The 21,024-nt window shown below is 72.8% G+C and carries 19 protein-coding genes; 15 read left to right on the top strand and 4 right to left on the bottom strand.

What is annotated here, in order from left to right:
* Positions 1-14 precede the first annotated feature (14 nt).
* Positions 15-422 (bottom strand): SsgA family sporulation/cell division regulator, encoded by a 408-nt coding sequence (locus OG753_RS18495; RefSeq protein ID WP_401278530.1) that lies wholly within the window; start codon positions 420-422, stop codon positions 15-17.
* Between the two features lie 176 nt (positions 423-598).
* Here OG753_RS18495 and OG753_RS18490 point away from each other — a divergent pair, with 176 nt between their 5' ends.
* From OG753_RS18490 to OG753_RS18475, 4 genes are read left to right on the top strand one after another with little or no spacing between them, the layout of a single operon-like run.
* Positions 599-1,657: an energy-coupling factor ABC transporter permease gene (locus OG753_RS18490; protein ID WP_405789233.1), complete on the top strand. Its 1,059-nt coding sequence runs from the start codon at positions 599-601 to the stop codon at positions 1,655-1,657.
* A gap of 1 nt (position 1,658) precedes the next feature.
* On the top strand, positions 1,659-2,420 hold the full coding sequence (cbiQ, locus tag OG753_RS18485) for a cobalt ECF transporter T component CbiQ (protein ID WP_327262866.1): 762 nt from the start codon (positions 1,659-1,661) through the stop codon (positions 2,418-2,420).
* Entirely contained in the window at positions 2,408-3,169 is a 762-nt protein-coding gene (locus OG753_RS18480; protein WP_405789230.1) for an energy-coupling factor ABC transporter ATP-binding protein, read from the top strand. Before cbiQ ends, OG753_RS18480 begins: the two co-directional genes overlap by 13 nt.
* A 28-nt stretch (positions 3,170-3,197) precedes the next feature.
* Positions 3,198-4,364 carry a serine hydrolase domain-containing protein gene (locus OG753_RS18475; protein ID WP_327262864.1) on the top strand — a complete coding sequence of 389 codons (1,167 nt, stop codon included), beginning with the start codon at positions 3,198-3,200 and terminating at the stop codon, positions 4,362-4,364.
* Here OG753_RS18475 and OG753_RS18470 read toward each other — a convergent pair.
* Positions 4,353-4,865: a YbaK/EbsC family protein gene (locus OG753_RS18470; protein WP_327262863.1), complete on the bottom strand. Its 513-nt coding sequence runs from the start codon at positions 4,863-4,865 to the stop codon at positions 4,353-4,355. The two genes, OG753_RS18475 and OG753_RS18470, sit on opposite strands and share 12 nt — an antisense overlap.
* A gap of 138 nt (positions 4,866-5,003) precedes the next feature.
* Positions 5,004-6,644: a penicillin-binding transpeptidase domain-containing protein gene (locus tag OG753_RS18465; protein ID WP_405789228.1), complete on the bottom strand. Its 1,641-nt coding sequence runs from the start codon at positions 6,642-6,644 to the stop codon at positions 5,004-5,006.
* A 152-nt stretch (positions 6,645-6,796) separates the two neighbouring features.
* On the opposite strand from OG753_RS18465, the gene OG753_RS18460 reads away from it, so the two are divergent.
* Positions 6,797-7,558, top strand: coding sequence for a DUF6193 family natural product biosynthesis protein (locus tag OG753_RS18460; protein ID WP_405789226.1), 762 nt, complete (start codon positions 6,797-6,799; stop codon positions 7,556-7,558).
* Between the two features lie 187 nt (positions 7,559-7,745).
* Positions 7,746-8,009, top strand: a complete 264-nt coding sequence (locus OG753_RS18455; protein ID WP_327262860.1) for a hypothetical protein — start codon at positions 7,746-7,748, stop codon at positions 8,007-8,009.
* Between the two features lie 54 nt (positions 8,010-8,063).
* Here the strand turns inward: OG753_RS18455 and OG753_RS18450 are convergent, their stop codons facing one another.
* Positions 8,064-9,833, bottom strand: coding sequence for a dolichyl-phosphate-mannose--protein mannosyltransferase (locus OG753_RS18450; RefSeq protein ID WP_405789224.1), 1,770 nt, complete (start codon positions 9,831-9,833; stop codon positions 8,064-8,066).
* A 139-nt stretch (positions 9,834-9,972) separates the two neighbouring features.
* On the opposite strand from OG753_RS18450, the gene rsmI reads away from it, so the two are divergent.
* From rsmI to OG753_RS18405, 9 genes are all read left to right on the top strand, one after another.
* Positions 9,973-10,830 (top strand): 16S rRNA (cytidine(1402)-2'-O)-methyltransferase, encoded by an 858-nt coding sequence (gene rsmI / locus OG753_RS18445; RefSeq protein WP_405792710.1) that lies wholly within the window; start codon positions 9,973-9,975, stop codon positions 10,828-10,830.
* A 160-nt stretch (positions 10,831-10,990) separates the two neighbouring features.
* Entirely contained in the window at positions 10,991-11,488 is a 498-nt protein-coding gene (locus OG753_RS18440; RefSeq protein WP_401278506.1) for a hypothetical protein, read from the top strand.
* A gap of 10 nt (positions 11,489-11,498) precedes the next feature.
* Positions 11,499-12,389, top strand: a complete 891-nt coding sequence (locus tag OG753_RS18435; RefSeq protein WP_327262856.1) for a TatD family hydrolase — start codon at positions 11,499-11,501, stop codon at positions 12,387-12,389.
* A 115-nt stretch (positions 12,390-12,504) separates the two neighbouring features.
* Positions 12,505-13,977, top strand: coding sequence for a ubiquitin-like domain-containing protein (locus tag OG753_RS18430; RefSeq protein ID WP_405789223.1), 1,473 nt, complete (start codon positions 12,505-12,507; stop codon positions 13,975-13,977).
* Positions 13,974-14,894, top strand: coding sequence for a 16S rRNA (adenine(1518)-N(6)/adenine(1519)-N(6))-dimethyltransferase RsmA (rsmA, locus tag OG753_RS18425; RefSeq protein WP_327262854.1), 921 nt, complete (start codon positions 13,974-13,976; stop codon positions 14,892-14,894). The genes OG753_RS18430 and rsmA overlap by 4 nt, the downstream gene beginning before the upstream one ends.
* Positions 14,891-15,808, top strand: a complete 918-nt coding sequence (locus OG753_RS18420) for a 4-(cytidine 5'-diphospho)-2-C-methyl-D-erythritol kinase (protein WP_327262853.1) — start codon at positions 14,891-14,893, stop codon at positions 15,806-15,808. Before rsmA ends, OG753_RS18420 begins: the two co-directional genes overlap by 4 nt.
* A gap of 272 nt (positions 15,809-16,080) precedes the next feature.
* Positions 16,081-17,409 carry an acyltransferase gene (locus OG753_RS18415; protein ID WP_327262852.1) on the top strand — a complete coding sequence of 443 codons (1,329 nt, stop codon included), beginning with the start codon at positions 16,081-16,083 and terminating at the stop codon, positions 17,407-17,409.
* A gap of 28 nt (positions 17,410-17,437) precedes the next feature.
* Positions 17,438-19,240 (top strand): ABC-F family ATP-binding cassette domain-containing protein, encoded by a 1,803-nt coding sequence (locus OG753_RS18410; RefSeq protein ID WP_327262851.1) that lies wholly within the window; start codon positions 17,438-17,440, stop codon positions 19,238-19,240.
* Between the two features lie 162 nt (positions 19,241-19,402).
* Positions 19,403-21,010 (top strand): PQQ-binding-like beta-propeller repeat protein, encoded by a 1,608-nt coding sequence (locus tag OG753_RS18405; protein ID WP_405789221.1) that lies wholly within the window; start codon positions 19,403-19,405, stop codon positions 21,008-21,010.
* Positions 21,011-21,024 lie beyond the last annotated feature (14 nt).

The following is a 21,024-nucleotide window of genomic DNA, read 5'->3' as shown; positions in this document are numbered from 1 at the left end:
GGGCCCGTTTGGGCCTATCGAGTGATGGACGCGGCGGACGCGGCGGGGGCGTAGGTGCGGCGGAGGAACCGGCGCAGTGCCGCGATGTCGAACTGGACGACGGCGACGCCCTCGGGGGAGTGGAACTCGACGACCGCCTGGACGCGGCCGCAGGGCCAGACGCGTACGTCCCCGGTCCCCGTCGGAGCCTGGAGGCCGGCCTCCAGGAGGGCCCGGGGGAAGACCCACTCGTTGTCGGTGCCCTCGGGGGACAGGCCCGCCGGGAAGACGATCCGTACGGCCAGCGGCTCGGCGGCTGCGAAGCGCAGCGCGACCGGGATGGTCCGGTAGAGGGGGTCGTCCGTGATCACACGGGCGCGGACCCGCTCCTCGACGGCGGTGGCGGTCGCGGTCGCTGGTGGATTCTCGGCGGTGGCTGACATCGACAAGACTCCTCGAAATCGGAACATTTGCGTCCGTTTGTCCCGTCCAGCCTCGCACATTCCCACGAAACCGCACGGCTCTTTTTGTGACGCAGCCGCTCTTGCCAACGATTCGCAACTGGGCACTATGGTTGAACAGCTAAAGACTGCGTAAGAAGCGGAAGCGGAGCCACTCCATGCATGTGCCCGACGGATTCATCAACGCGCCCGTCTCGGTGGCCGCCGGAGTGGTGGCCGCCGCCGCGGTGGCCGTCAGCCTGCGCGGCGCCCGCCGCGAACTCGACGAGCGGACCGCCCCGCTCGCCGGTCTGGTCGCCGCCTTCATCTTCGCCGTGCAGATGCTGAACTTCCCCGTCGCCGCCGGCACCAGCGGACACCTGCTGGGCGGGGCACTCGCCGCGATACTCGTCGGCCCCTACACCGGCGTGCTGTGCGTCTCCGTCGTCCTGCTCATGCAGGGCATCCTCTTCGCCGACGGCGGCCTGACCGCCCTCGGCGTGAACGTCACCGTCATGGGTGTCGTCACCGTCGTCCTCGCCTACGCGGTCTTCCGCGGGCTGCTCGCGATCCTGCCGCCCACCCGTCGCTCCGTGACCGTGGCCGCCTTCGTAGGCGCCCTGCTCTCGGTGCCCGCCGCGGCCGCCGCCTTCACCGCCGTCTACGCCGTCGGAGGCACCACCGACGTGCCCATCGGCAAGGTGCTCACCGCCATGGTCGGCGTGCACGTGCTCATCGGCATCGGTGAGGCCGCCATCACCGCGGCGACCGTGGGCGCCGTGATCGCCGTACGTCCCGACCTGGTGCACGGGGCCCGCGGGCTGACCGCGCCCCTGAAGCTGCGCGTCGGCGGCGAGCTCGTCGACGCACCGGCCACCGCGTCCGCGCCCGCCGCCGCCGGCGCCGGATCGACGAAGAAGGTGTGGGTGACCGGCCTGGTCACCGCCCTCGTGCTCGCCGGGTTCGTCTCCTTCTACGCCTCCGCCGACCCCGACGGCCTGGAGAAGGTCGCCGCGGACAAGGGCATCGACGAAAAGGTCGAGGAGCACGCCGCCGCGAACTCCCCGCTCGCCGACTACGGCGTCAAGGACGTCGAGGACGCCCGCCTGTCCGGCGGCCTCGCCGGGGTCATCGGCGTCGGCGTGACCGTCGTCGCCGGTACCGGGATCTTCTGGGCCGTGCGCCGGCGCCGTACCGAAGACCTGACCGCCGCCTCCACCTCCGTCTCGGCAGGCTGACATGGGGGCCGGCCACGCCCACAAGCTCTACCGTCCGGGGCACTCACCGGTCCACGACCTCCCCCCGCACTGCAAGCTCGCCGCGACGCTGGCCTTCGTCGTGGTCGTCGTGTCCACACCGCGCGAGGCGGTGTGGGCCTTCGGCCTGTACGCCCTCCTCATCGCGGGGGTCGCGGCCGTCGCCCGGATCCCGGCCGGCTTCCTGCTGCGGCGGCTCCTGATCGAGATCCCCTTCGTCGCCTTCGCCGTGCTCATGCCCTTCGTGGCCGAGGGCGAGCAGGTGCAGGTGCTCGGCATGTCCCTCAGCGTCTCGGGCCTCTGGGGTGCCTGGAACGTCCTCGCCAAGGGCACGCTCGGCGTGGCCGCCTCCGTCCTGCTCGCCTCGACGACCGAGCTGCGGGCCCTGCTGCTGGGCCTGCAGCGGCTGAAGCTGCCGCCCCTGCTCGTCCAGATCGCCTCCTTCATGATCCGCTACGGCGATGTGATCGGCGGCGAGCTGCGCCGGATGTCCATCGCCCGCCGCTCGCGCGGCTTCGAGGCCCGCGGAATCCGGCACTGGGGAGTGCTGGCCAAGACGGCCGGCGCGCTGTTCATCCGCTCCTACGAGCGCGGCGAGCGGGTCTACCTCGCGATGGTCAGCCGCGGCTACACCGGCTCGATGCCGGTGATCGACGAGGTCGCCGCCACGCGCGCCCAGTGGGCGTACGCGGCCGCCCTCCCGGTGACGGCGCTCGCCGTCTGTCTGATGGGATGGACCCTGTGACCAGTACTCCCTCCCTCGAAGTCGCCGGCCTCGCCTACGCCTACCCGGACGGCCACCAGGCCCTCTTCGGCGTGGACCTCACCGTCGGGCAGGGCGAGCGGGTCGCCCTGCTCGGACCCAACGGAGCCGGCAAGACCACGCTGGTCCTGCACCTCAACGGCATCCTGGCCGGCGGGGTCGGCTCGGTGACCGTGGCCGGGCTGCCGGTGGAGAAGCGCAACCTCGCCGAGATCCGCCGCCGGGTCGGGATCGTCTTCCAGGACCCCGACGACCAGCTGTTCATGCCGACCGTGCGGGAGGACGTGGCCTTCGGCCCGGCAGCGGCCGGGATGCGGGGCGCGGAGCTTGAGGAGCGGGTCGCAGCGGCCCTCGACCAGGTTGGGATGGCGGACTTCGCCGACCGGCCGCCGCACCACCTGTCCTTCGGGCAGCGCCGCCGCGTCGCGGTGGCGACGGTCCTGGCCATGCGGCCCGACATCCTGGTCCTGGACGAGCCCTCGTCCAATCTGGACCCGGCCTCGCGCCGCGAGCTCGCGGACATCCTGCGCTCGCTCGACGTGACCGTGCTGATGGTGACGCACGACCTGCCGTACGCGCTCGAACTGTGCCCGCGCTCGGTGATCCTCAGCGAGGGGGTCATCGCGGCGGACGGCCGCACGCAGGACCTTCTGTGCGACGAGAAGCTGATGCGGGCCCACCGGCTGGAGCTCCCCTTCGGCTTCGACCCGCGTTCGGTATCGGTGGCATAAGCACCGGTCCGCGTTTGTTGGACCGCACGTGGACATCCAGGGTGTGGTGGCGGAGGGCTTCGAGCCCGTCAGGGACGCGTTCGTACGCAATTTCGAGGTGCTCGGGGACCGGGGCGCGGCCGTGGCCGTGTACCGCGACGGCCGCAAGGTCGTCGACCTGTGGGCCGGTACCAAGGACGCGGACGGCACCGAGCCCTGGACCGGGGACACCGCGCAGATCGTCCGCTCCGCGACCAAGGGCGTGGCCGCCGCCGTGCCGCTGCTCCTGCACCAGCGCGGGCTGATGGACCTGGACGCGCCCGTGGGCTCGTACTGGCCGGAGTTCAAGACGGGCGGCAAGGAGCGGATCCTGGTCCGCGACGTGCTCGCGCACCGTGCGGGCATACCGGCGCTGGACCGGGGGCTGACCGCCGCCGAGGCCGCCGACGGGGTGTCCGGGGCGCGTGCGGTCGCCGCGCAGCAGCCCTACTGGGAGCCGGGCACCGAGCACGGATACCACGCGCAGACCTACAGCTGGCTGCTGTCCGAGCTGGTGCTGCGGGCCACCGGCCGCACGCTGGGCTGCGTCCTGGCGGAGGAGATCGCCGAGCCGCTGGGGCTGGAGTTCTGGATCGGCCTGCCGGAGACCGAGGCCCACCGGGTGGGCCGGGTGGCTCCGGTCGAGCCGCCCGAGAGCGCGGGCATGCTGCGGACCCGGCCCCGGCGCAACGTCTCCGAGGCCTACGCCGACCCGGACTCCCTCACCCGCCGGGCCTTCGCCGCCATCGACCCGCTGCCCGACGAGAACGACCCCGCCTACCGGGCCGCCGAGCTCCCGGCCTCCAACGGCATCGGCACGGCCCGCGCCCTGGCCCGCTTCTACGGGGCCACGATCGGCGTGGTGGAGGACGGCGCGCGGATCTTCACCCCGGCCACCACCGCGCTCGCCGCCCGGGAGCACTCCGCCGGGCCGGACCGGGTGCTGGTCGTGAACACCCGCTTCGGCGCCGGCTACATGCTGCACGGCCCGGCCTCACCGCTGCTCTCGCCGGCCTCCTTCGGCCACCCGGGCCGCGGCGGATCCCTGGGCTTCGCGGATCCGGAGGCGGGCATCGGCTTCGGTTACGTCACCAACGCCCTGGCCAAGTCGGTCACCGCGGACCCGCGGGCGCAGTCCCTGGTCCGGGCCCTGAAGTCGGCACTGTCAGCCCTCTGACGCCCGCTCGGCCCCCTCGGCCCGCCCGCCCCGCTCGCGTACGTCGGCCAGTGTGGCTCCCGCGTGCGCGATGAGTTCGTCCGGGGCCATCGGGAACACCGTGGTCGGGGTACCGGCCGCCGCCCAGATCTCCCCGTGGGCCAGCAGGGACCGGTCGGCCAGCACCCGGGTGCGCGTGCGGTGCCCGAAGGGCGGGACCCCGCCGATCGCGTAGCCCGTGGTCTCCCGGACCAGGGCGGCATCGGCCCGCGTCACCTTCCCGGCGCCGAGCTCGCGGCGTACGGCCTCCACGTCCACCCGTGAGGCACCGTCCATGAGGACCAGCACCGGGACCCCGTCCGCCGCGAAGATCAGCGACTTGACGATCTGGCTCAGCTCGCAGCCGATCGCGGCCGCCGCGTCGGCGGCCGTACGGGTGCCTTCGGGAAAGCTCCGGACGGTGAGGTCGAGGCCCAGCCCGGCGAGGGCCTCGGCGAACAGGGGGTGCGTGGACGTCGTCATGGCGCGACGCTATCGCCGCCCGGCGCGGCGACACGACCGATTCGGGCCCGGGCCGGTCTCGTCGGCCAGGGCCGGTCGCGTCGCCGGCACCCGGTCGGCCCGCCTTCGGCCCGCCTTCAGTCCGCCTTCAGTCCGTCCTCAGCCCGCGTTCAGCACTTGGGCGACGACCGGGCCCGCCGCCTCACCGCCGTGGCCGCCGCCCTCCACCATCGCGGCCGCGGCCACGTCGCCCCTGAAGCCGGTGAACCAGCTGTCCGGGCTCTCCCCGGCACCGCCGACCTCCGCCGAGCCGGTCTTGGCGCCCTTGTCCGAGCCGCGGACCGAGGCCATCGCCGTCTGGGCGGTGCCGCTGGTGGCCGTCAGCTTCATCATGGCGACCAGCTGCTGCTGCACCGAGGACTTCATCCGGCGCTCGGCCGTGGCGAGCTTGCGGCCGTCGAGCTCCGGCGAGACCAGCACGGGCTGGCGGAAGACGCCGGTGCGTGCCGTCGCGGTGATGGACGCGACGTTCAGCGGGTTCATGGTGATCTGGCCCTGGCCGATGTACTCGGCGGCCGCCGCCGCGCCCGTGGCCGGCGGGACCTTGCCGTCGGTGGACTGGATGCCGGTCTTCCAGTCCAGGCCGATGCCGAAGACTTCCTTGGCCTCGTCCGGCAGCGCGGCGTCGTCGTTGACGGGCTTGATCTGCTTGATGAAGGCGGTGTTGCAGGAGCGGGCGAACGAGGTCGCGAAGTTGGTGCCGGCCGGCAGGTAGAAGTTTTCCAGGTTGTGGAACTCACGGCCCCAGGTCACCGTCTTCGCGCACTCCGCCGGCTTGTCCGCGGCGACCAGGCCGCGGTCCATCAGCATCGCCGCCGTCACGATCTTCATCGTGGATCCGGGCGCCCGGGTGCCCCGCATCGCCGCGTTGAAGCCGTCCCTGCGGTTGTTCGCGACGGCCAGGATGTGCCCGTTGCTCGGCTGGACGGCGACCACCGAGGCCTCCGGGAACTTGGCGACCGCCTGCTCGGCCGCGGCCTGCACCTTCGCGTCCAGGTAGGTCTTGAGGGTGCTCGGCTCGCCCTCGACGAGGGTCAGCAGGGTCCGCTTGGGAGCGTCCTTCGCGGCCGGTTCGATCCACACCTCGGCCCCCGCCCTGCCGCCCGCCTTGCTGCCGTAGTTCTGGCGCAGCTCGTCCAGGACCTGGCGCAGCGAGGGGTACTTGTCCGCGGTGAGCTCCTCGCCGTTGCGGTCGACCGCCTTGACCGGCGGGTTCGCCGGGGCGCCCGCGCGCAGCTTCTCGTCCTTCTGGAGCTGCGGGTGGATCACCGAGGGCTGCCAGTCGACCAGCGGCTTTCCGCTGGTCACCCCACGCACCACGGTCAGCTGGGAGTCGTAGGCCAGAGGCTTGGTCGTGCCCTCGTACGTGATCTCGGCCTCGACCTTGAACGGCACGACGGTGCCGTTCGGCGTGCCGGGGGTGATGACGGCCTTGGACACGTACGACTTGGCCGTGAAGTCCCCGATCGCGGCCTGCGCGGCCGCGGCGTTGTTCGTCAGGTCGGCGGCCACCCGCTCGTCCCCGGCCGCCCAGGCGGCCAGGAAGGCCTTGGCGGTCTTCGCGGCGTCCTTCTCGCCGACCGGCCCGCTGCCCTTCGCGGCCTGGACGGAGGTCTCGCCGTCCTTGCCGTCTCCGTCTCCGTCGGCGTCGCCGACCAGCGCGTACACCCCGTACCCGGCGCCGCCGACCAGGGCGAGGAACACCCCGCCGATGACGGCACCCTTCGCTGCCCCGTTCACTTGAGTCCTTCCCCCATGACGACGGCTCCTGAACATGTTCAAAGAACCCTTGGTGCGGACTTTACTCTGAGCAGCGATCCGGTACGTCGTTGTTACCGGACCGGGACATCCGGCGAGGATCCCGGCCCGCGGGCCGGGCATAATTCGGAGCTGTGTCCACACCTCCGGATCCCGCCGTCCTGTACCCCGACGTCGCGGCCCGCGGCAGCCTCGCCGCGGCGCTCCGAGCGGCGGCGGAAGGCGGCCTCGACTTCGTTCTCCCGGCCTCGCCCGGCTCCGGTCCGCTGCTGCACGCGAGCGTCGCGAGCACGCCGGCGCACCGCGAGCCGCTGCGGATCAGCGCATGGGAGTACGGGCGGCGCTGGTCGATCCGCGGCGAGGAACCGTTCCAGGGCTCGTGCCTCATCGACGGGGACACGGACGATCTGGCCCAGGTCGCCGCGGCGGCCCGGGCCTGGCACCACGGCGAGTCCCTCGACGACATCCGCCGGGCGGCCCCGTTCGTGCACCTGACGGGCCGCTTCGAGGTGCCCGACCTCGATCCCGTCCGCCTGGTGGAGTCGGAGTGGCAGGGCTTGCTCCGGGGGGCGCGCGAGCTGGAGTACTCCTGGCAGGAGCATTACCTGGCCCTGGTCGAGGCGGCGTACGCCGAGCCGGCCCTGCGCGCTCTCTACCCGTTCACGAGCCACTGGGCGCTGCGCTTCTCGCCCACCACCCGCCCGAGCCTGACGCTCGGCAGTCCGTGCCTGACCACGGGCGACGACGGCACGTACGGGGTGGGCACCGGCTTCATCACCCCGGACCTGGGCGAGTTCACCACGGCGCCCGAGGCCGCGGCCCTGGCCGTGCGCCGGCTGCCGGCCGGCTTCGGGCCGGTCACGCTCGGCCTGCCGCTCGGGCAGCCGCCGGCCTGAGGCGCCCGCGGGCCCGCCCGGTCCGAACGTGCGTGCTCCGGTGCCGTGTTCTAGCGTCGGAAGGGCGGGGGAAGGCCGATGCGTCGAGCCGCTCGCCCCCGGAGTGCCTGCTCCACGCCGCCGACCCCGCCCGCGGTCCGGCGCGCCGGCGGACCGCGTGACCGACCGAGAGAGCAGGTGCATCCGCATGCGTCCGTCGGCTCGAATCCCCAGCATCCTGGCAGGCCTGGCCCTCGCGGTCGGCGGCGTGGTCGTCGCCGCCCCGTCCGCCCAGGCGGACGTACAGGCCTGCGAGCAGTACGTCGCCAAGCACGCTGCGAAGGTCACCGGCGGCGTGGCCGAGGCGTGCTACCAGGGGGCGATCGGCAACCAGACCAGCTGCAGCGCCAGCCTCGCCGAAGCAGGCGCGAGCAAGGACGTAGCGGCCTCGGCATGCGAGGCGTCCCGCTAGCCCCGACGACGAAGGCCCCGACGCCGTCCGGCATCGGGGCCCTCGTTCTGGCTGCTAGACCCAGGTGTCCAGCCACATGCGGCCGCGCCAGGAGTCCATCGGCAGGGTCTGGCCCGTGTAGATCGGCCAGAAGTAGATGAAGTTCCAGGCGATCAGCAGGACCAGCACCCCCGCTCCGATCGCGCCCAGCGCCCGTCGGCGTTCGCTCGATCCGGCCGGGCCCAGCAGGGCGCCGATCATCATCGCCACCGCCAGGCACAGGTACGGGACGAAGACCACGGCGTAGAAGTAGAAGATCGTCCGCTCCTGGTAGTTGAACCAGGGCAGCAGACCCGCCGCCAGCCCGCACGCGATCGCGCCCGCCCGCCAGTCGCGGCGGAAGAACCACCGCCACAGCACGTACAGCAGCGCGAAGCAGCCCGCCCACCACAGCAGCGGGGTGCCGAGGGCCAGGACCTCTCGGGCGCACTTGCCGGCCTGCGTCGCCGGGCAGCCGTCCGTGCCCGGCTCGGGGGACTCGTAGAAGTAGGAGACGGGCCGGCCCAGGACCAGCCAGCTCCACGGGTTGGACTCGTAGGTGTGCCCCGAGGTCAGGCCGACGTGGAAGTTGTAGACCTCGGTCTCGTAGTGCCACAGGCTGCGCAGCCACTCCGGCAGGAACCCGAGCGAACTGCCCTGGTCGTGCTTGGCGGCCCAGTCGCGCAGGTAGCCGCCCTTGCCGTTGTCCGGGCTGAAGATCCAGCCCGACCACGAGGCCACGTACGTCACGATCGCGACCGGGACGGTGGACACGAAGGCGGGCAGCGCGTCGCGCCGCAGCATCGCGGCGTACGGGGCTCCCGCGCCCGCGGTGCGGCGCGCGGCGGCGTCCCACAGCACGGTCAGGATGCCGAAGAAGGCGAGGACGACGAAGCCGTTCCACTTCGTGCCCGCGGCCAGACCCAGACAGACGCCCGCCAGGATCCGGTACGGCCGCCACCCCAGCCGCAGGGTCTCGGCGATCCTCGCGTCGGGTCCGGTCCGGCCCTCCGGATCGACCGGCAGCGCGTCGGCGAGCCGGGCCCGGGCCCGGTCACGGTCGATCAGCAGGGCCCCGAAGGCGGCGAGCACGAAGAACATCAGCACCAGGTCGAGCAGCGCGGTGCGGCTCATCACCAGGTGCAGGCCGTCCACCGCGAGCAGCGCTCCCGCCAGGCAGCCCAGGAAGGTCGAGCGGAAGAGGCGGCGGCCGATCCGGCACAGCATCAGCACCGACAGGGTGCCGAGCACGGCGGTCATGAACCGCCAGCCGAAGGGCGTGAAGCCGAACATCCACTCGCCCAGCCCGATCACCCATTTGCCGACGGGGGGGTGCACGACGTAGCCCGGATCCGCCGGGAGGGCGACCCCGGCCGGGTTGGCGAGGATCGACTTGTCGATGTCCTTGGGCCAGCTGGCCTCGTAGCCCTGCTTGATCGTGGCCCAGGCGTCCTTGGCGTAGTACGTCTCGTCGAATATCACCGCCTTCGGGCTGCCCAGGTGCACGAACCGCAGCACCCCGGCGACCGCCGCCACCAGCAGCGGCCCCACCCACGAGACGATCCGCTGCCAGGTCCCCCACACCTCGGGCGGCAGCCCGAAGGTCATCCACAGCTGCTTGGACGGCCGGGTGTACGGGGGCACCAGGCGGGTGCGGACGTCCGCGCGCGCGGACGCGGCGGCGGGCGGCACGTAGCCGAAGCCGCGCAGCCGGCGCAGCCAGGTGGGCGGCTCATCTTCGCGTCCCGCCCAGGAGGCGGGCGGGGCCCCCGCGGGGCTGGGCGGCGGCGTCGCGGTACTGGTCACCGGCACATCGTAGGGAAGAGATCTGTGTGCGCCACCAGCGGCGGGGGGCGTCGGGGCACCGGGCTGAGAGGATGGGCGGGTGACAACTGACCAGCCCCGCGGTACGGAGCCCACCACAACTGCAGCCACGGCCGGAGGCCTGATGGGCACGCTCGTGCTCGCCGGCACCCCCATCGGCGATCTCACGGACGCGCCGCCGCGCCTCGCGGCCGAGCTGGAGCGGGCCGATGTGATCGCCGCCGAGGACACCCGGCGGCTGCGCCGGCTCACCCAGGGGCTCGGCGTGCATACCACCGGGCGCGTCCTCTCGTACTTCGAGGGAAACGAGTCGGCGCGCACCCCGGAGCTGGTGGAGGCCCTGGCCGGCGGGGCGCGCGTGCTGCTGGTGACGGACGCGGGCATGCCCTCGGTCTCCGACCCCGGCTACCGGCTCGTCGCCGCCGCCGTGGAGAAGGACATCAAGGTCACGGCCGTCCCCGGGCCGTCCGCGGTGCTCACCGCGCTCGCCATGTCCGGGCTGCCGGTGGACCGGTTCTGCTTCGAGGGGTTCCTGCCGCGCAAGGCGGGGGAGCGCCTGAGCCGGCTGCGCGAGGTCGAGGGCGAGCGGCGCACGCTCGTCTACTTCGAGGCCCCGCACCGGCTCGACGACACCCTGGCCGCGATGGCCGAGGTCTTCGGGGCCGACCGGCGGGCCGCGGTCTGCCGCGAGCTGACCAAGACCTATGAGGAGGTCAAGCGCGGCGGGCTCGGCGAGCTCGCGGCCTGGGCCGCCGAAGGGGTGCGCGGGGAGATCACCGTCGTGGTTGAGGGCGCCCCGGCGGCCGTGCCCGGCGATGTGGACGACGAGGAGCTCGTGCGCAGGGTGCGGGTGCGCGAGGAGGCCGGTGAGCGGCGCAAGGAAGCCATCGCGGCGGTCGCGGCCGAGGCGGGCGTACCCAAGCGCGCGGTGTTCGACGCGGTGGTCGCGGCAAAGAACGCGGCACAAAAGGTGCCGTAGACAGGTAAAGAGCTAACCTGAAAGGCAAAGCTCAGACCGCGCACCGGGCACTTTCGGAATGACTCGCCCAAGGACCGTCCAACAGTAGACAGGGCCTGATGCGCTCCCGCCCGTTGAGGCGTCCACTGGCAATGGCACCAGTGGAACAAGAGGAGCTGGCATGAGTGAGATCGCAGACACCCCGGTACCCGTCCCCGCCGCCGCAGTCCCTGTCGCTGTGACCGCCTCCGACGTGCACACCGTGCACGAGGCCTACTCCTTCGCGTGCATGAAGTGCGGGTACGGCTGGGAGCAGGCGTACGCGATCGAGCACCATGTCGACGGCAGGGGCGAGCCGTTCATCATGTACAAGGTCGACGGCGAGCGGGTGCCCTCCCCGCTGTCCAACCCGACCTGCCTGAACTGCGGCGGACACGTCGTACGGATCATGCGGGCCGGGCAGGTCTCCTCGGTGATGGGCATGATCGACCACCTCTACCACCACCAGATCGCCCCCGGGATCGCCGGACCGGTGCCGGCCGGCGTGAACGTCCCCCGGGCGCCCGAGCCCCGCCGGCCGGCCAGGACGCACGATGCCCCGGGGCCGGTGGCCGTCGACCCGGCCGCCGAACGCCGGGGCCTGCTCTCCCGTCTGAAGGGGCTCTTCCGCCGGTCATAAGATCGGCCGTATGAGCACACGCGTGGAGAAGACGCAGCCCAAGGACGCACCGCCGCCGCTGCCCGAACCCCTCCGGGTGGCGGTCGCGGACTCCCACACCCACCTGGACATGCAGTCGGGCACCGTCGAGGAGGGCCTCGCCAAGGCCGCCTCGGTGGGCGTGACCACCGTCGTCCAGGTGGGCTGCGACGTGAAGGGCTCCCGGTGGGCCGCCGAGACCGCGGCGCAGTACGAGAACGTCCACGCGGCCGTCGCCCTCCACCCGAACGAAGCCCCGCGGATCGTGCTCGGGGATCCCGACGGATGGTCGCGGCAGGGCGCCCGGCCGGGCGGCGGCGAGGCCGCGCTGGACGAGGCGCTCGCCGAGATCGAGGCGCTGGCCGCGCTCGACCACGTCAAGGCGGTCGGCGAGACGGGACTGGACTATTTCCGCACCGGGCCGGAGGGCATGGCCGCCCAGGAGCGTTCCTTCCGCGCGCACATCGAGATCGCCAAGCGGCAGGGCAAGGCGCTGGTCATCCACGACCGGGACGCCCACGCGGACGTGCTGCGCGTCCTGCGCGAGGAGGGCGCCCCGGAGCGGACCGTCTTCCACTGCTACTCCGGGGACGCCGACATGGCCCGCGAGTGCGCCGCCGCCGGGTACTACATGTCCTTCGCAGGGACCGTCACCTTCAAGAACGCCCAGCCGCTGCGCGAGGCCCTCGCCGTGGCCCCGCTGGAACTCGTGCTCGTCGAGACGGACGCGCCCTACCTCACCCCGGCGCCGTACCGCGGACGGCCCAACGCCCCGTACCTCATTCCGCTGACCGTCCGCGCGATGGCCGCCGTCCGCGGCATCGACGAGGACGCGATGGCCACCGCGCTGGCGGCCAACACGGCCCGCGCCTTCGGCTACTGACCCCGCGCCCACTCCGACACGCTGTGTAGCTGCGCGACTTTGGAGCGTGACGACTCCTCCGCTAGGGTGCCGTGCCCGCACCAGAGGGTGCCGGATCACCAGTGGAGCGAGCGTCGTGAGCGATACGCAGGGCAGTCACCGCCGTGGCGGTCCCGTCCCCGAGGCGTACGAGGCCCAGGCGTACGAGGCGTACGAGGCCGGGCCTCCGGCCCGGCCGTCCGGTCCGGGCGATCCCGGTCCCGCCGCGTGGGACCCGGAGCCCGCGGTCCCGGCCCCGCGCGGCGGGCGCCGCCGCCGGACCGGCATGTCGCCGCTCGAGCTGTCCGAGGCCGACACCCTGGCCGGGGCGCCCGCCGCGCCCGGCCCGGGCCGCCGCCGGGCCGCGAGCCCCGCGGCCCCGCCCGCGCCCGTCGCCCCGCCGGTACCGGTCGCCCCCGCAGTACCGGGCTCCGGGTCCGGCCGCCGGCGCGCCCGCGGCGCCCCCGCCCAGGCCCCCGGCACGAACTGGCGGCGGATCGTCCCGCAGGCCCTCGTCGTCGCCTTCCTCGCGGGCGGCACCACGGCCTTCGTGGCCGCGGACAAGTCCGTACGGCTCACCGTGGACGGCGTCCCGCGCAACCTCCACACCTTCGCCGACGACATCGGCGAACTGCTGGCCTCCGAAGGCCTCGGCGTCGGCCCCCACGACCTCGTCGCACCCGCCCCCGGCGAACCCCTCGACGACGGCGAGGAGGTCGTCGTCCGCTACGGCCGCCCCCTGCGCCTGACCCTCGACGGGCAGCAGCGTCAGGTGTGGACCACGGCCCGCACCGTCGAGGGCGCCCTGCGGCAGTTCGGCATCCGCGCCGAGGGCGCCTACCTCTCCACCCCCCGCACGGCCCCCGTCCCGCGAGCCGGTCTGGCCCTCAGCGTCCGCACCGAACGCAGCGTCACCTTCATGGCCGACGGCCGCGAACGCGCCATCCGCACCAACGCCGCCACCGTCCAGGAGGCCCTGGACCAGGCGGGCATCACCCTCCAGGGCCAGGACACCACCTCCGTACCCCCCACCGCCTTCCCGCGCGACGGCCAGACCGTCACCGTGCTGCGGATCACCGGCACCCGCGAGGTCCGCGAGGAGCGCATCCCGTACGGGACCGAGAAGGTCAAGGACCCCGGGCTGTTCGCCGGGACCGAGGTCGTCGAGCGCGCCGGCCGCCCCGGCGCGCGCAGGGTCACGTACAGCCTGCGCACCGTCAACGGAGTCCGGCAGAAGCCCCGGCCCATCGCCGACGAGGTCGTCCGCGAGCCCGTCACCCAGCTCGTCAAGGTCGGCACCAGAGCGCTGCCGAGCTCCGTCGCCGGCGCCGACGGCCTCGACTGGGGGGCCCTCGCCCAGTGCGAGTCCGGCGGACGCGCCTCCGCCACCGACCCCTCGGGCACCTACGGCGGGCTGTACCAGTTCGACGTCCGTACCTGGCAGGGCCTCGGTGGCAGCGGCCGCCCGCAGGACGCCTCGGGCACGGAACAGACGTACCGGGCGAAGAAGCTCTACGTGCAACGGGGGGCGAGCCCGTGGCCGCACTGCGGCCGTAGGCTTTACCGGTGAGCACCGCAGAGCAGCAGCCCGAGAACACCGAGAACACCTCCCCCGCCGCGCCCGACGCCCTCCTCGGGCCGGCCGACATCAGGGAGCTGGCCGCCGCCCTCGGCGTACGCCCGACGAAGCAGAAGGGGCAGAACTTCGTCATCGACGCCAACACGGTGCGCCGGATCGTGCGCACCGCCGAGGTGCGCCCGGACGACGTGGTCGTCGAGGTCGGCCCGGGACTGGGCTCGCTGACGCTCGCGCTGCTGGAGGCCGCCGACCGGGTCGTCGCCGTCGAGATCGACGACATCCTGGCCGCCGCGCTGCCCGCCACCATCGAGGCCCGGATGCCCGCGAAGAAGGACCGCTTCGCGCTGGTCCACTCCGACGCGATGCTGGTGACCGAGCTGCCCGGCCCCCCGCCGACCGCACTCGTCGCGAACCTGCCGTACAACGTGGCCGTGCCCGTCCTGCTGACCATGCTCGACCGCTTCCCGACCATCGAGCGGACGCTCGTGATGGTGCAGGCCGAGGTCGCCGACCGGCTGGCCGCCGAGCCGGGCAACAAGGTCTACGGGGTGCCCTCCGTCAAGGCCAACTGGTACGCACACGTCAAGCGCGCCGGCGCCATCGGCCGCAAGGTCTTCTGGCCCGCCCCGAACGTCGACTCCGGTCTGGTCTCGCTGGTGCGCCGCACCGAGCCGATCAAGACCACCGCCACCAAGGCCGAGGTCTTCGCGGTCGTGGACGCCGCCTTCGCCCAGCGCCGCAAGACGCTGCGCGCCGCGCTGGCCGGCTGGGCCGGATCGGCGGCGGGCGCGGAGGCCGCGCTGGTCGCCGCCGGTGTCTCGCCGCAGGCCCGCGGGGAGTCCCTGACGGTCGAGGAGTTCGCGGCGATCGCCGAGCACAAGCCCGCGGCGGAGAGGCCCGCACTGTGAGCGCGCGCCGGGCGGCCGTGACCGTACGGGTCCCCGCGAAGGTCAACGTGCAGCTGGCGGTGGGCGCCGCCCGCCCCGACGGCTTCCACGACCTGGCCAACGTCTTCCTCGCCGTCTCCCTCTTCGACGAGGTCACGGCCACCCCGGCCGATGCCCTGACCATCACCTGTGAGGGTCCCGACGCCGGCCAGGTCCCGCTGGACCGCACCAATCTCGCGGCGCGCGCCGCCGAGATCCTCGCGGCCCGGGCCGGGATCGAACCCGCCGTCCACCTCCACATCGCGAAGAACATCCCGGTCGCGGGCGGCATGGCGGGCGGCAGCGCGGACGGCGCCGCGGCCCTGCTGGCCTGCGACACCCTGTGGGGCCTCGGCACCCCGCTCGCCGAACTCCTCGACATGTGCGCGGAGCTCGGCAGCGACGTCCCCTTCAGCCTGGTCGGCGGGGCCGCGCTCGGCACGGGCCGCGGTGAGCTGCTGACGCCGGTGGAGGCCGGGGCGTTCCACTGGGTCTTCGCGGTGGCCGACGGCGGGCTGTCCACGCCGGCGGTGTTCCGCGAGTTCGACCGGCTGGCCGAGGCGGCGGGGAAGCGGATCCCCGAGCCGCAGGCCTCGCCGGCGCTGCTGGCGGCCCTGGCCTCGGGCGACGCGGACGCGCTGGCGGCCGTACTGGCCAATGACCTCCAGGCGGCGGCCCTTTCGCTGCGGCCGTCGCTGTCGGACACCTTGGCCGCGGGTGTCGACGGCGGTGCGCTCGCCGCGCTGGTCTCCGGCTCGGGGCCGACCACGGCGTTCCTCGTTGCGGACGAGGAAACCGCCGCCAAGGTTGCGGCCGCGCTCGAGGCCTCCGGCACCTGCCGGGCCACTCGCGTGGCGTCCAGCCCGGCCCCCGGGGCCACGGTCCTGCCGTCCTGACCCTGCGGGTCCGCTGCCCCCGGACCCCCGCGCCTCAAACGCCGGCGAGGCTGAATGTGTTCCCCCGCGCCGCCTCAAACGCCGGCGGGGCTGGGATTTCAGCCCCGCCGGCGTTTGAGGCGCGGGGTTCGGGGCGGAGCCCCGGTCTTTGAGCCGCGCCGGCGATTGAGGCGCGGGGCACGGGGGCGGAGCCCCGGTAGTGGCAATACCTAGGCCGGAGTTGAGTATCCGCCCCCTGTCGGGAGACACCCCGCGGGAGCGACCGTAGCCGCATGACAGCCACCGCACGGGCCCTGGCCGACGCCACCCCCGCCGACCGCGACCGGTACGTCGACCTGCTGCGCGTCGCCTCGCTCGGCACCGTCATCGCCGGACACTGGCTGATGGCCGCCGTCAGCGCCGACGGGATAGGGAACCTGCTCGCCCTCGTTCCCGCGCTCCAGGTGCTCACCTGGGGGCTGCAGATCATGCCCGTCTTCTTCTTCGTCGGCGGCTTCTCGCACGCCCTGTCCTACCGCTCCCTGGCCCGCCGCACCGACGGCCCCGTCTACGCCGTCTTCCTGCGGGCCCGGCTCCAGCGGCTGCTGCGCCCCACCCTCGTCTTCGTCCTGGTGTGGGCCGTGCTCGCGCTCGCCGTGCAGCTCGCCGGCAGGGGCGGCGGTGCGCTGACCGGGGCCGCGCTGCGGCTGGTCACCCAGCCGCTGTGGTTCATCGGGATCTACCTGGCCATGGTCGCCTTCACCCCGCCGCTGCTGAAGCTGCACGAGCGCCACGGCTGGGCCGCCTTCGCCGCCCTGGCCGGGGCCGCCGCGCTGGTCGACGTACTGCGCTTCGCGCTCGGCGTCCCGTACGTGGAGTTCCTGAACTTCGCCTTCGTCTGGCTTGCCGTCCACCAGCTCGGCTTCCTGCGCGCTGACGGCCGCATCCGCCGGCCGGCCGTGCTCGCCGCCGCCGGACTCGCCTCGGCCGCCCTGCTGGTGGCGTACGGCCCGTACCCGCTGTCCATGGTCGGGATGCCCGGCGAGAAGGTCTCCAACATGGCCCCGCCCACCCTGGCCCTGCTCTGCCACGGCCTGTGGCTCGTCGGCGCCGTCCAGCTGGCGGCCGGGCCCGCCTCCGCCTGGCTGCGCCGTCCGCGCGTCTGGCGCGGGGTCGTCGCGGCCAACGGCCTCGCCATGACCGCCTTCCTGTGGCACCTCACCGCCATGCTCGGCGTGTACGGGGCCCAGCTCGCGCTCGGCCTCGGCCTGCCGGAGCCCGCGACGGCCGCCTGGTGGGCGCAGGTCCCGGTACGGATCCTCGCCGCGGCCGGGCTGACGGGCGTGCTCGTCGCGCTGTTCCGCCGCTTCGAGGCGCCCCGGCCGAGCGCCCCCGCCCCCGCACGGCGCACCGGCGGCCCGCTCGCCGCCCTCGGGATCACCCTGTGCCTGCTCGGGATCCTGGGTCTGTCCATGACCGGCCTCGGCGGCCTGCTCGACGGGCACAGCGCCACGCTGATCGCCCTTCCCGTCACCGCTCCGGCCGCGATCGCGATGGCACTGGGCGGCTGGTATCTCGTAGAACGCTCTGCCCCTGCCCGGAGGGTTAGGCTGAGGGGCTGATCCACACCCTTTCCCTGGAGCGCGTCTGATGGCCGTCAATCTGGTCAATGTCGAGGCAGTCAGCAAGGTGTACGGCACACGTACCCTGCTGGACGGCATCTCCCTCGGCGTGTCCGAGGGAGACCGGATCGGCGTGGTCGGCCGCAACGGCGACGGCAAGACCACCCTCATCCGGATGCTCGCCAAGCTGGAGGAACCGGACACCGGCCGGGTCACCCAGTCCGGCGGCCTGCAGATGGGCGTCCTCACCCAGCACGACTCCCTCGACCCCCGGGCGACCGTCCGCCACGAGATCATCGGGGACATGGCCGACCACGAGTGGGCCGGCAACGCCAAGATCCGTGACGTCCTGACCGGACTCTTCGGCGGCCTCGACCTGCCCGGCTTCGGCCAGGGCCTCGACACCGTCATCGGCCCGCTCTCCGGCGGCGAGCGCCGCCGGATCGCCCTCGCCAAGCTCCTCATCGCCGACCAGGACCTCCTGATCCTCGACGAGCCCACCAACCACCTCGACGTCGAGGGCATTTCCTGGCTGGCCAAGCACCTCCAGGAGCGCCGCTCCGCGCTCGTCTGCGTCACCCACGACCGCTGGTTCCTCGACCAGGTCTGCACCCGCATGTGGGACGTGCAGCGCGGTGACGTGCACGAGTACGAGGGCGGCTACAGCGACTACGTCTTCGCCCGCGCCGAGCGCGACCGCATCGCAGCCACCGAGGAGTCCAAGCGGCAGAACCTGATGCGCAAGGAGCTGGCCTGGCTGCGCCGCGGCGCCCCCGCCCGGACCTCCAAGCCGCGCTACCGCATCGAGGCGGCCAATGAGCTGATCGCCGACGTGCCGCCGCCGCGCGACACCTCCGAGCTGATGAAGTTCGCCAACGCCCGCCTCGGCAAGACGGTCTTCGACCTGGAGGACGTCAGCGTCCACGCCGGGCCGAAGGAACTGCTCAAGCACCTCACCTGGCACCTGGGTCCCGGCGACCGCGTCGGCCTCGTCGGCGTCAACGGCGCAGGCAAGACCTCCCTGCTGCGCGCCCTCGCCGAGGCCGCCCGTACCCAGGGCGAGGTCCAGCCCGCGGCCGGCCGGGTCATCGTCGGAAAGACCGTCAAGCTGGCCTACCTCTCCCAGGAGGTCGGTGAACTCGACCCGTCCCTGCGGGTCCTGGAGGCCGTCCAGCGCGTCCGCGACCGCGTCGACCTCGGCAAGGGCCGCGAGATGACGGCGGGCCAGCTCTGCGAGCAGTTCGGCTTCACCAAGGAGAAGCAGTGGACGCCCGTCGGCGACCTCTCCGGTGGTGAGCGGCGCCGCCTGCAGATCCTGCGCCTGCTGATGGACGAGCCCAACGTCCTCTTCCTCGACGAGCCCACCAACGACCTCGACATCGAGACCCTGACCCAGCTGGAGGACCTCCTCGACGGCTGGCCCGGCTCGATGATCGTGATCTCCCACGACCGGTTCTTCATCGAGCGCACCACCGACACGGTGATGGCGCTGCTCGGCGACGCGAGCCTGCGGATGCTGCCGCGCGGTCTGGACGAGTACCTGGAGCGCCGGCAGCGGATGATCGAGGCGGCCGCCCCGGCGCCCGCTCAGGCCTCCGCCGCCGCGAAGTCCACCGCCTCGGGGGACTCGCGCGCCGCGAAGAAGGAGCTCCAGAAGATCGAGCGGCAGCTGAACAAGCTGTCCGACCGCGAGGGCAACCTGCACGCCCAGATCGCCGAGAACTCCACCGATTACGACAAGGTGGCCAAGCTCGACGCGGAGCTCCGCGAACTCCTCGCGGACCGCGACGATTTGGAGATGCGCTGGCTGGAGTTGGCCGAAGACGCGTGAGTCCGGACAGATTTGAGCACCGCCCGGTCGGATAACGACCACGTCACGGGCCGGTCCGCCCTTGGGAACAGGGGTCGGACCGGCCCGTCGCATGTCGGCCACGAGTGGTAGAAAGGGTCGTTCCACACCCGACTTGCCGCCTGACGCCGAAGGTATGCGCTGATGACCGAGCCGCCCCAGCCGCCGACGCCCTCCGGCTACGGCCACTTGCCCGGTCCTCCGCAACCGGGATACGGGTTGCCCCCGCAGGGCCCCAACCCGTACGCCCAGCAGCCCCCGACCGTCACCCAGCCGCCCGTGTCCGGCGGCGTGCACGGGTTCCCGACGTCGCCCGGCACGCCCCCCGTCGGGCCGCGGCCCGGCCGGCGCAAGGCAGTGGTCCTGATCGCGGCCGCGGTCGCGGGGGTCCTCGTACTCGGTACCGGCGGCTACTTCCTGCTCGGTGACGACGGGAAGCCCGCCGCGAAGGGGCCCGTCGCGCAGAGCCCGGCGCCCGCCGACGGCAAGCCCGCACCCTCGGCCTCGACGGAAAGGGACGACCCCATCGGCCACGGGAGCAACATCCCGACCGACCTCAACGCGGGCCGCAAGCCGGGTGAGGACAAGGCCCTCTGGCTGAAGACCGTCAAGATGGAGGGCCCGGGTGCCGGTATCCCGGCCAAGGGCCTGTGGGTCGTCGGCGACACCGTCGTCAAGACCGTCGACAAGTCCGTCATCGGCTACGGGACGACCGACGGCAAGGAGAAGTGGAAGATCGATCTCCGCACGGAGATCTGCGGAATCACCGGTCAGACCACCCCAGACGGCAAGACCGTCATGGTCGTCAAGAACGCCGACGGCAACTGCAACCAGATCAAGCTCATCGACCTCAAGGCCGGCAAGGAGGGCTGGACGAAGGAGCTCGTCATGGAGGGGCCGTTCAAGACCGCCTCCGACACCACGGTCAGCCTCAGCGGCGACACCTTCGCCCTCGGCTGGATGGGGGGCCAGAGCGCCCACCGCCTGAGCACCGGCGGCAAGCTCTTCTCCGACGCGGGCCCCGATGGCTGCAAGCCCATGACGTACGCCGCGGACAACAACAAGATGATCGCCACGGCCCTCTGCATGGACGACGACCGGACCATCGAGATCCAGGACGCCGACCCGAACACCGGCAAGAAGACCTGGAGCTACCGCCTGCCCAAGGGCTACCAGGTCAACGCCGTCTACTCGGTCAGCCCCACCGTGATCGACACCGGCAACCGCGACACCAAGCAGCGCGCGATCCTCGTCCTCGACGACAAGGGACAGAAGCGCAGCACGCTCTCCGGTGAAGGCAGCTTCCTGGTCAACTGCGGCGGCAGCAGCACGACCGAGGGCCTGCAGCACTGCGGGGACTCCAACGTCGACGCGGACACCCTCTACCTCCAGTCCGCGGACAAGTCCACCGGCAGCGAGATCGTCGCCTTCGACCTCGGCACGGGCAAGGTCAAGTGGCGCACCAAGGCCGGCGACAAGAAGGTCCTCATCCCGCTCAGGGCCGCGGACGGCCGGCTGACCGCCTACCGCGCCTCCGTGGCCGACCAGCCCGGCGAGGTCGTCTCGTTCCCGGGCGGCGGAGGCGAGCCCCAGACGCTGCTGAAGCTTCCCTCGGGCACCTCCGCACGGCTCGAGGCTTCCTTCCTGACCTCCGAGAGCGTCACCTACGGGGACGGGCGGCTCTTCCTCTCCGTCCCCCGGCTGATCGGCGAGAACAAGGAGGAGAAGCTCCTGATGGCCTTCGGCAAGTGAACGAGTCCACCGAG

The sequence above is a fragment of the Streptomyces sp. NBC_00029 genome (assembly GCF_045160505.1).
GTDB lineage: Bacteria > Actinomycetota > Actinomycetes > Streptomycetales > Streptomycetaceae > Streptomyces.
Note: the sequence above shows the minus strand (reverse complement) of the source record. Positions and strands in the feature narration are given on the sequence as shown.

What these genes read in the sequence shown, in the direction of transcription:
- OG753_RS18495 (WP_401278530.1), bottom strand. Translation starts at nt 422, where the DNA reads ATGTCAGCCACCGCCGAGAATCCACCAGCGACCGCGACCGCCACCGCC.
- OG753_RS18490 (WP_405789233.1), top strand. Translation starts at nt 599, where the DNA reads ATGCATGTGCCCGACGGATTCATCAACGCGCCCGTCTCGGTGGCCGCC.
- cbiQ (WP_327262866.1), top strand. Translation starts at nt 1,659, where the DNA reads ATGGGGGCCGGCCACGCCCACAAGCTCTACCGTCCGGGGCACTCACCG.
- OG753_RS18480 (WP_405789230.1), top strand. Translation starts at nt 2,408, where the DNA reads ATGGACCCTGTGACCAGTACTCCCTCCCTCGAAGTCGCCGGCCTCGCC.
- OG753_RS18470 (WP_327262863.1), bottom strand. Translation starts at nt 4,865, where the DNA reads ATGACGACGTCCACGCACCCCCTGTTCGCCGAGGCCCTCGCCGGGCTG.
- OG753_RS18455 (WP_327262860.1), top strand. Translation starts at nt 7,746, where the DNA reads ATGCGTCCGTCGGCTCGAATCCCCAGCATCCTGGCAGGCCTGGCCCTC.
- OG753_RS18440 (WP_401278506.1), top strand. Translation starts at nt 10,991, where the DNA reads ATGAGTGAGATCGCAGACACCCCGGTACCCGTCCCCGCCGCCGCAGTC.
- OG753_RS18435 (WP_327262856.1), top strand. Translation starts at nt 11,499, where the DNA reads ATGAGCACACGCGTGGAGAAGACGCAGCCCAAGGACGCACCGCCGCCG.
- OG753_RS18415 (WP_327262852.1), top strand. Translation starts at nt 16,081, where the DNA reads ATGACAGCCACCGCACGGGCCCTGGCCGACGCCACCCCCGCCGACCGC.
- OG753_RS18410 (WP_327262851.1), top strand. Translation starts at nt 17,438, where the DNA reads ATGGCCGTCAATCTGGTCAATGTCGAGGCAGTCAGCAAGGTGTACGGC.
- OG753_RS18405 (WP_405789221.1), top strand. Translation starts at nt 19,403, where the DNA reads ATGACCGAGCCGCCCCAGCCGCCGACGCCCTCCGGCTACGGCCACTTG.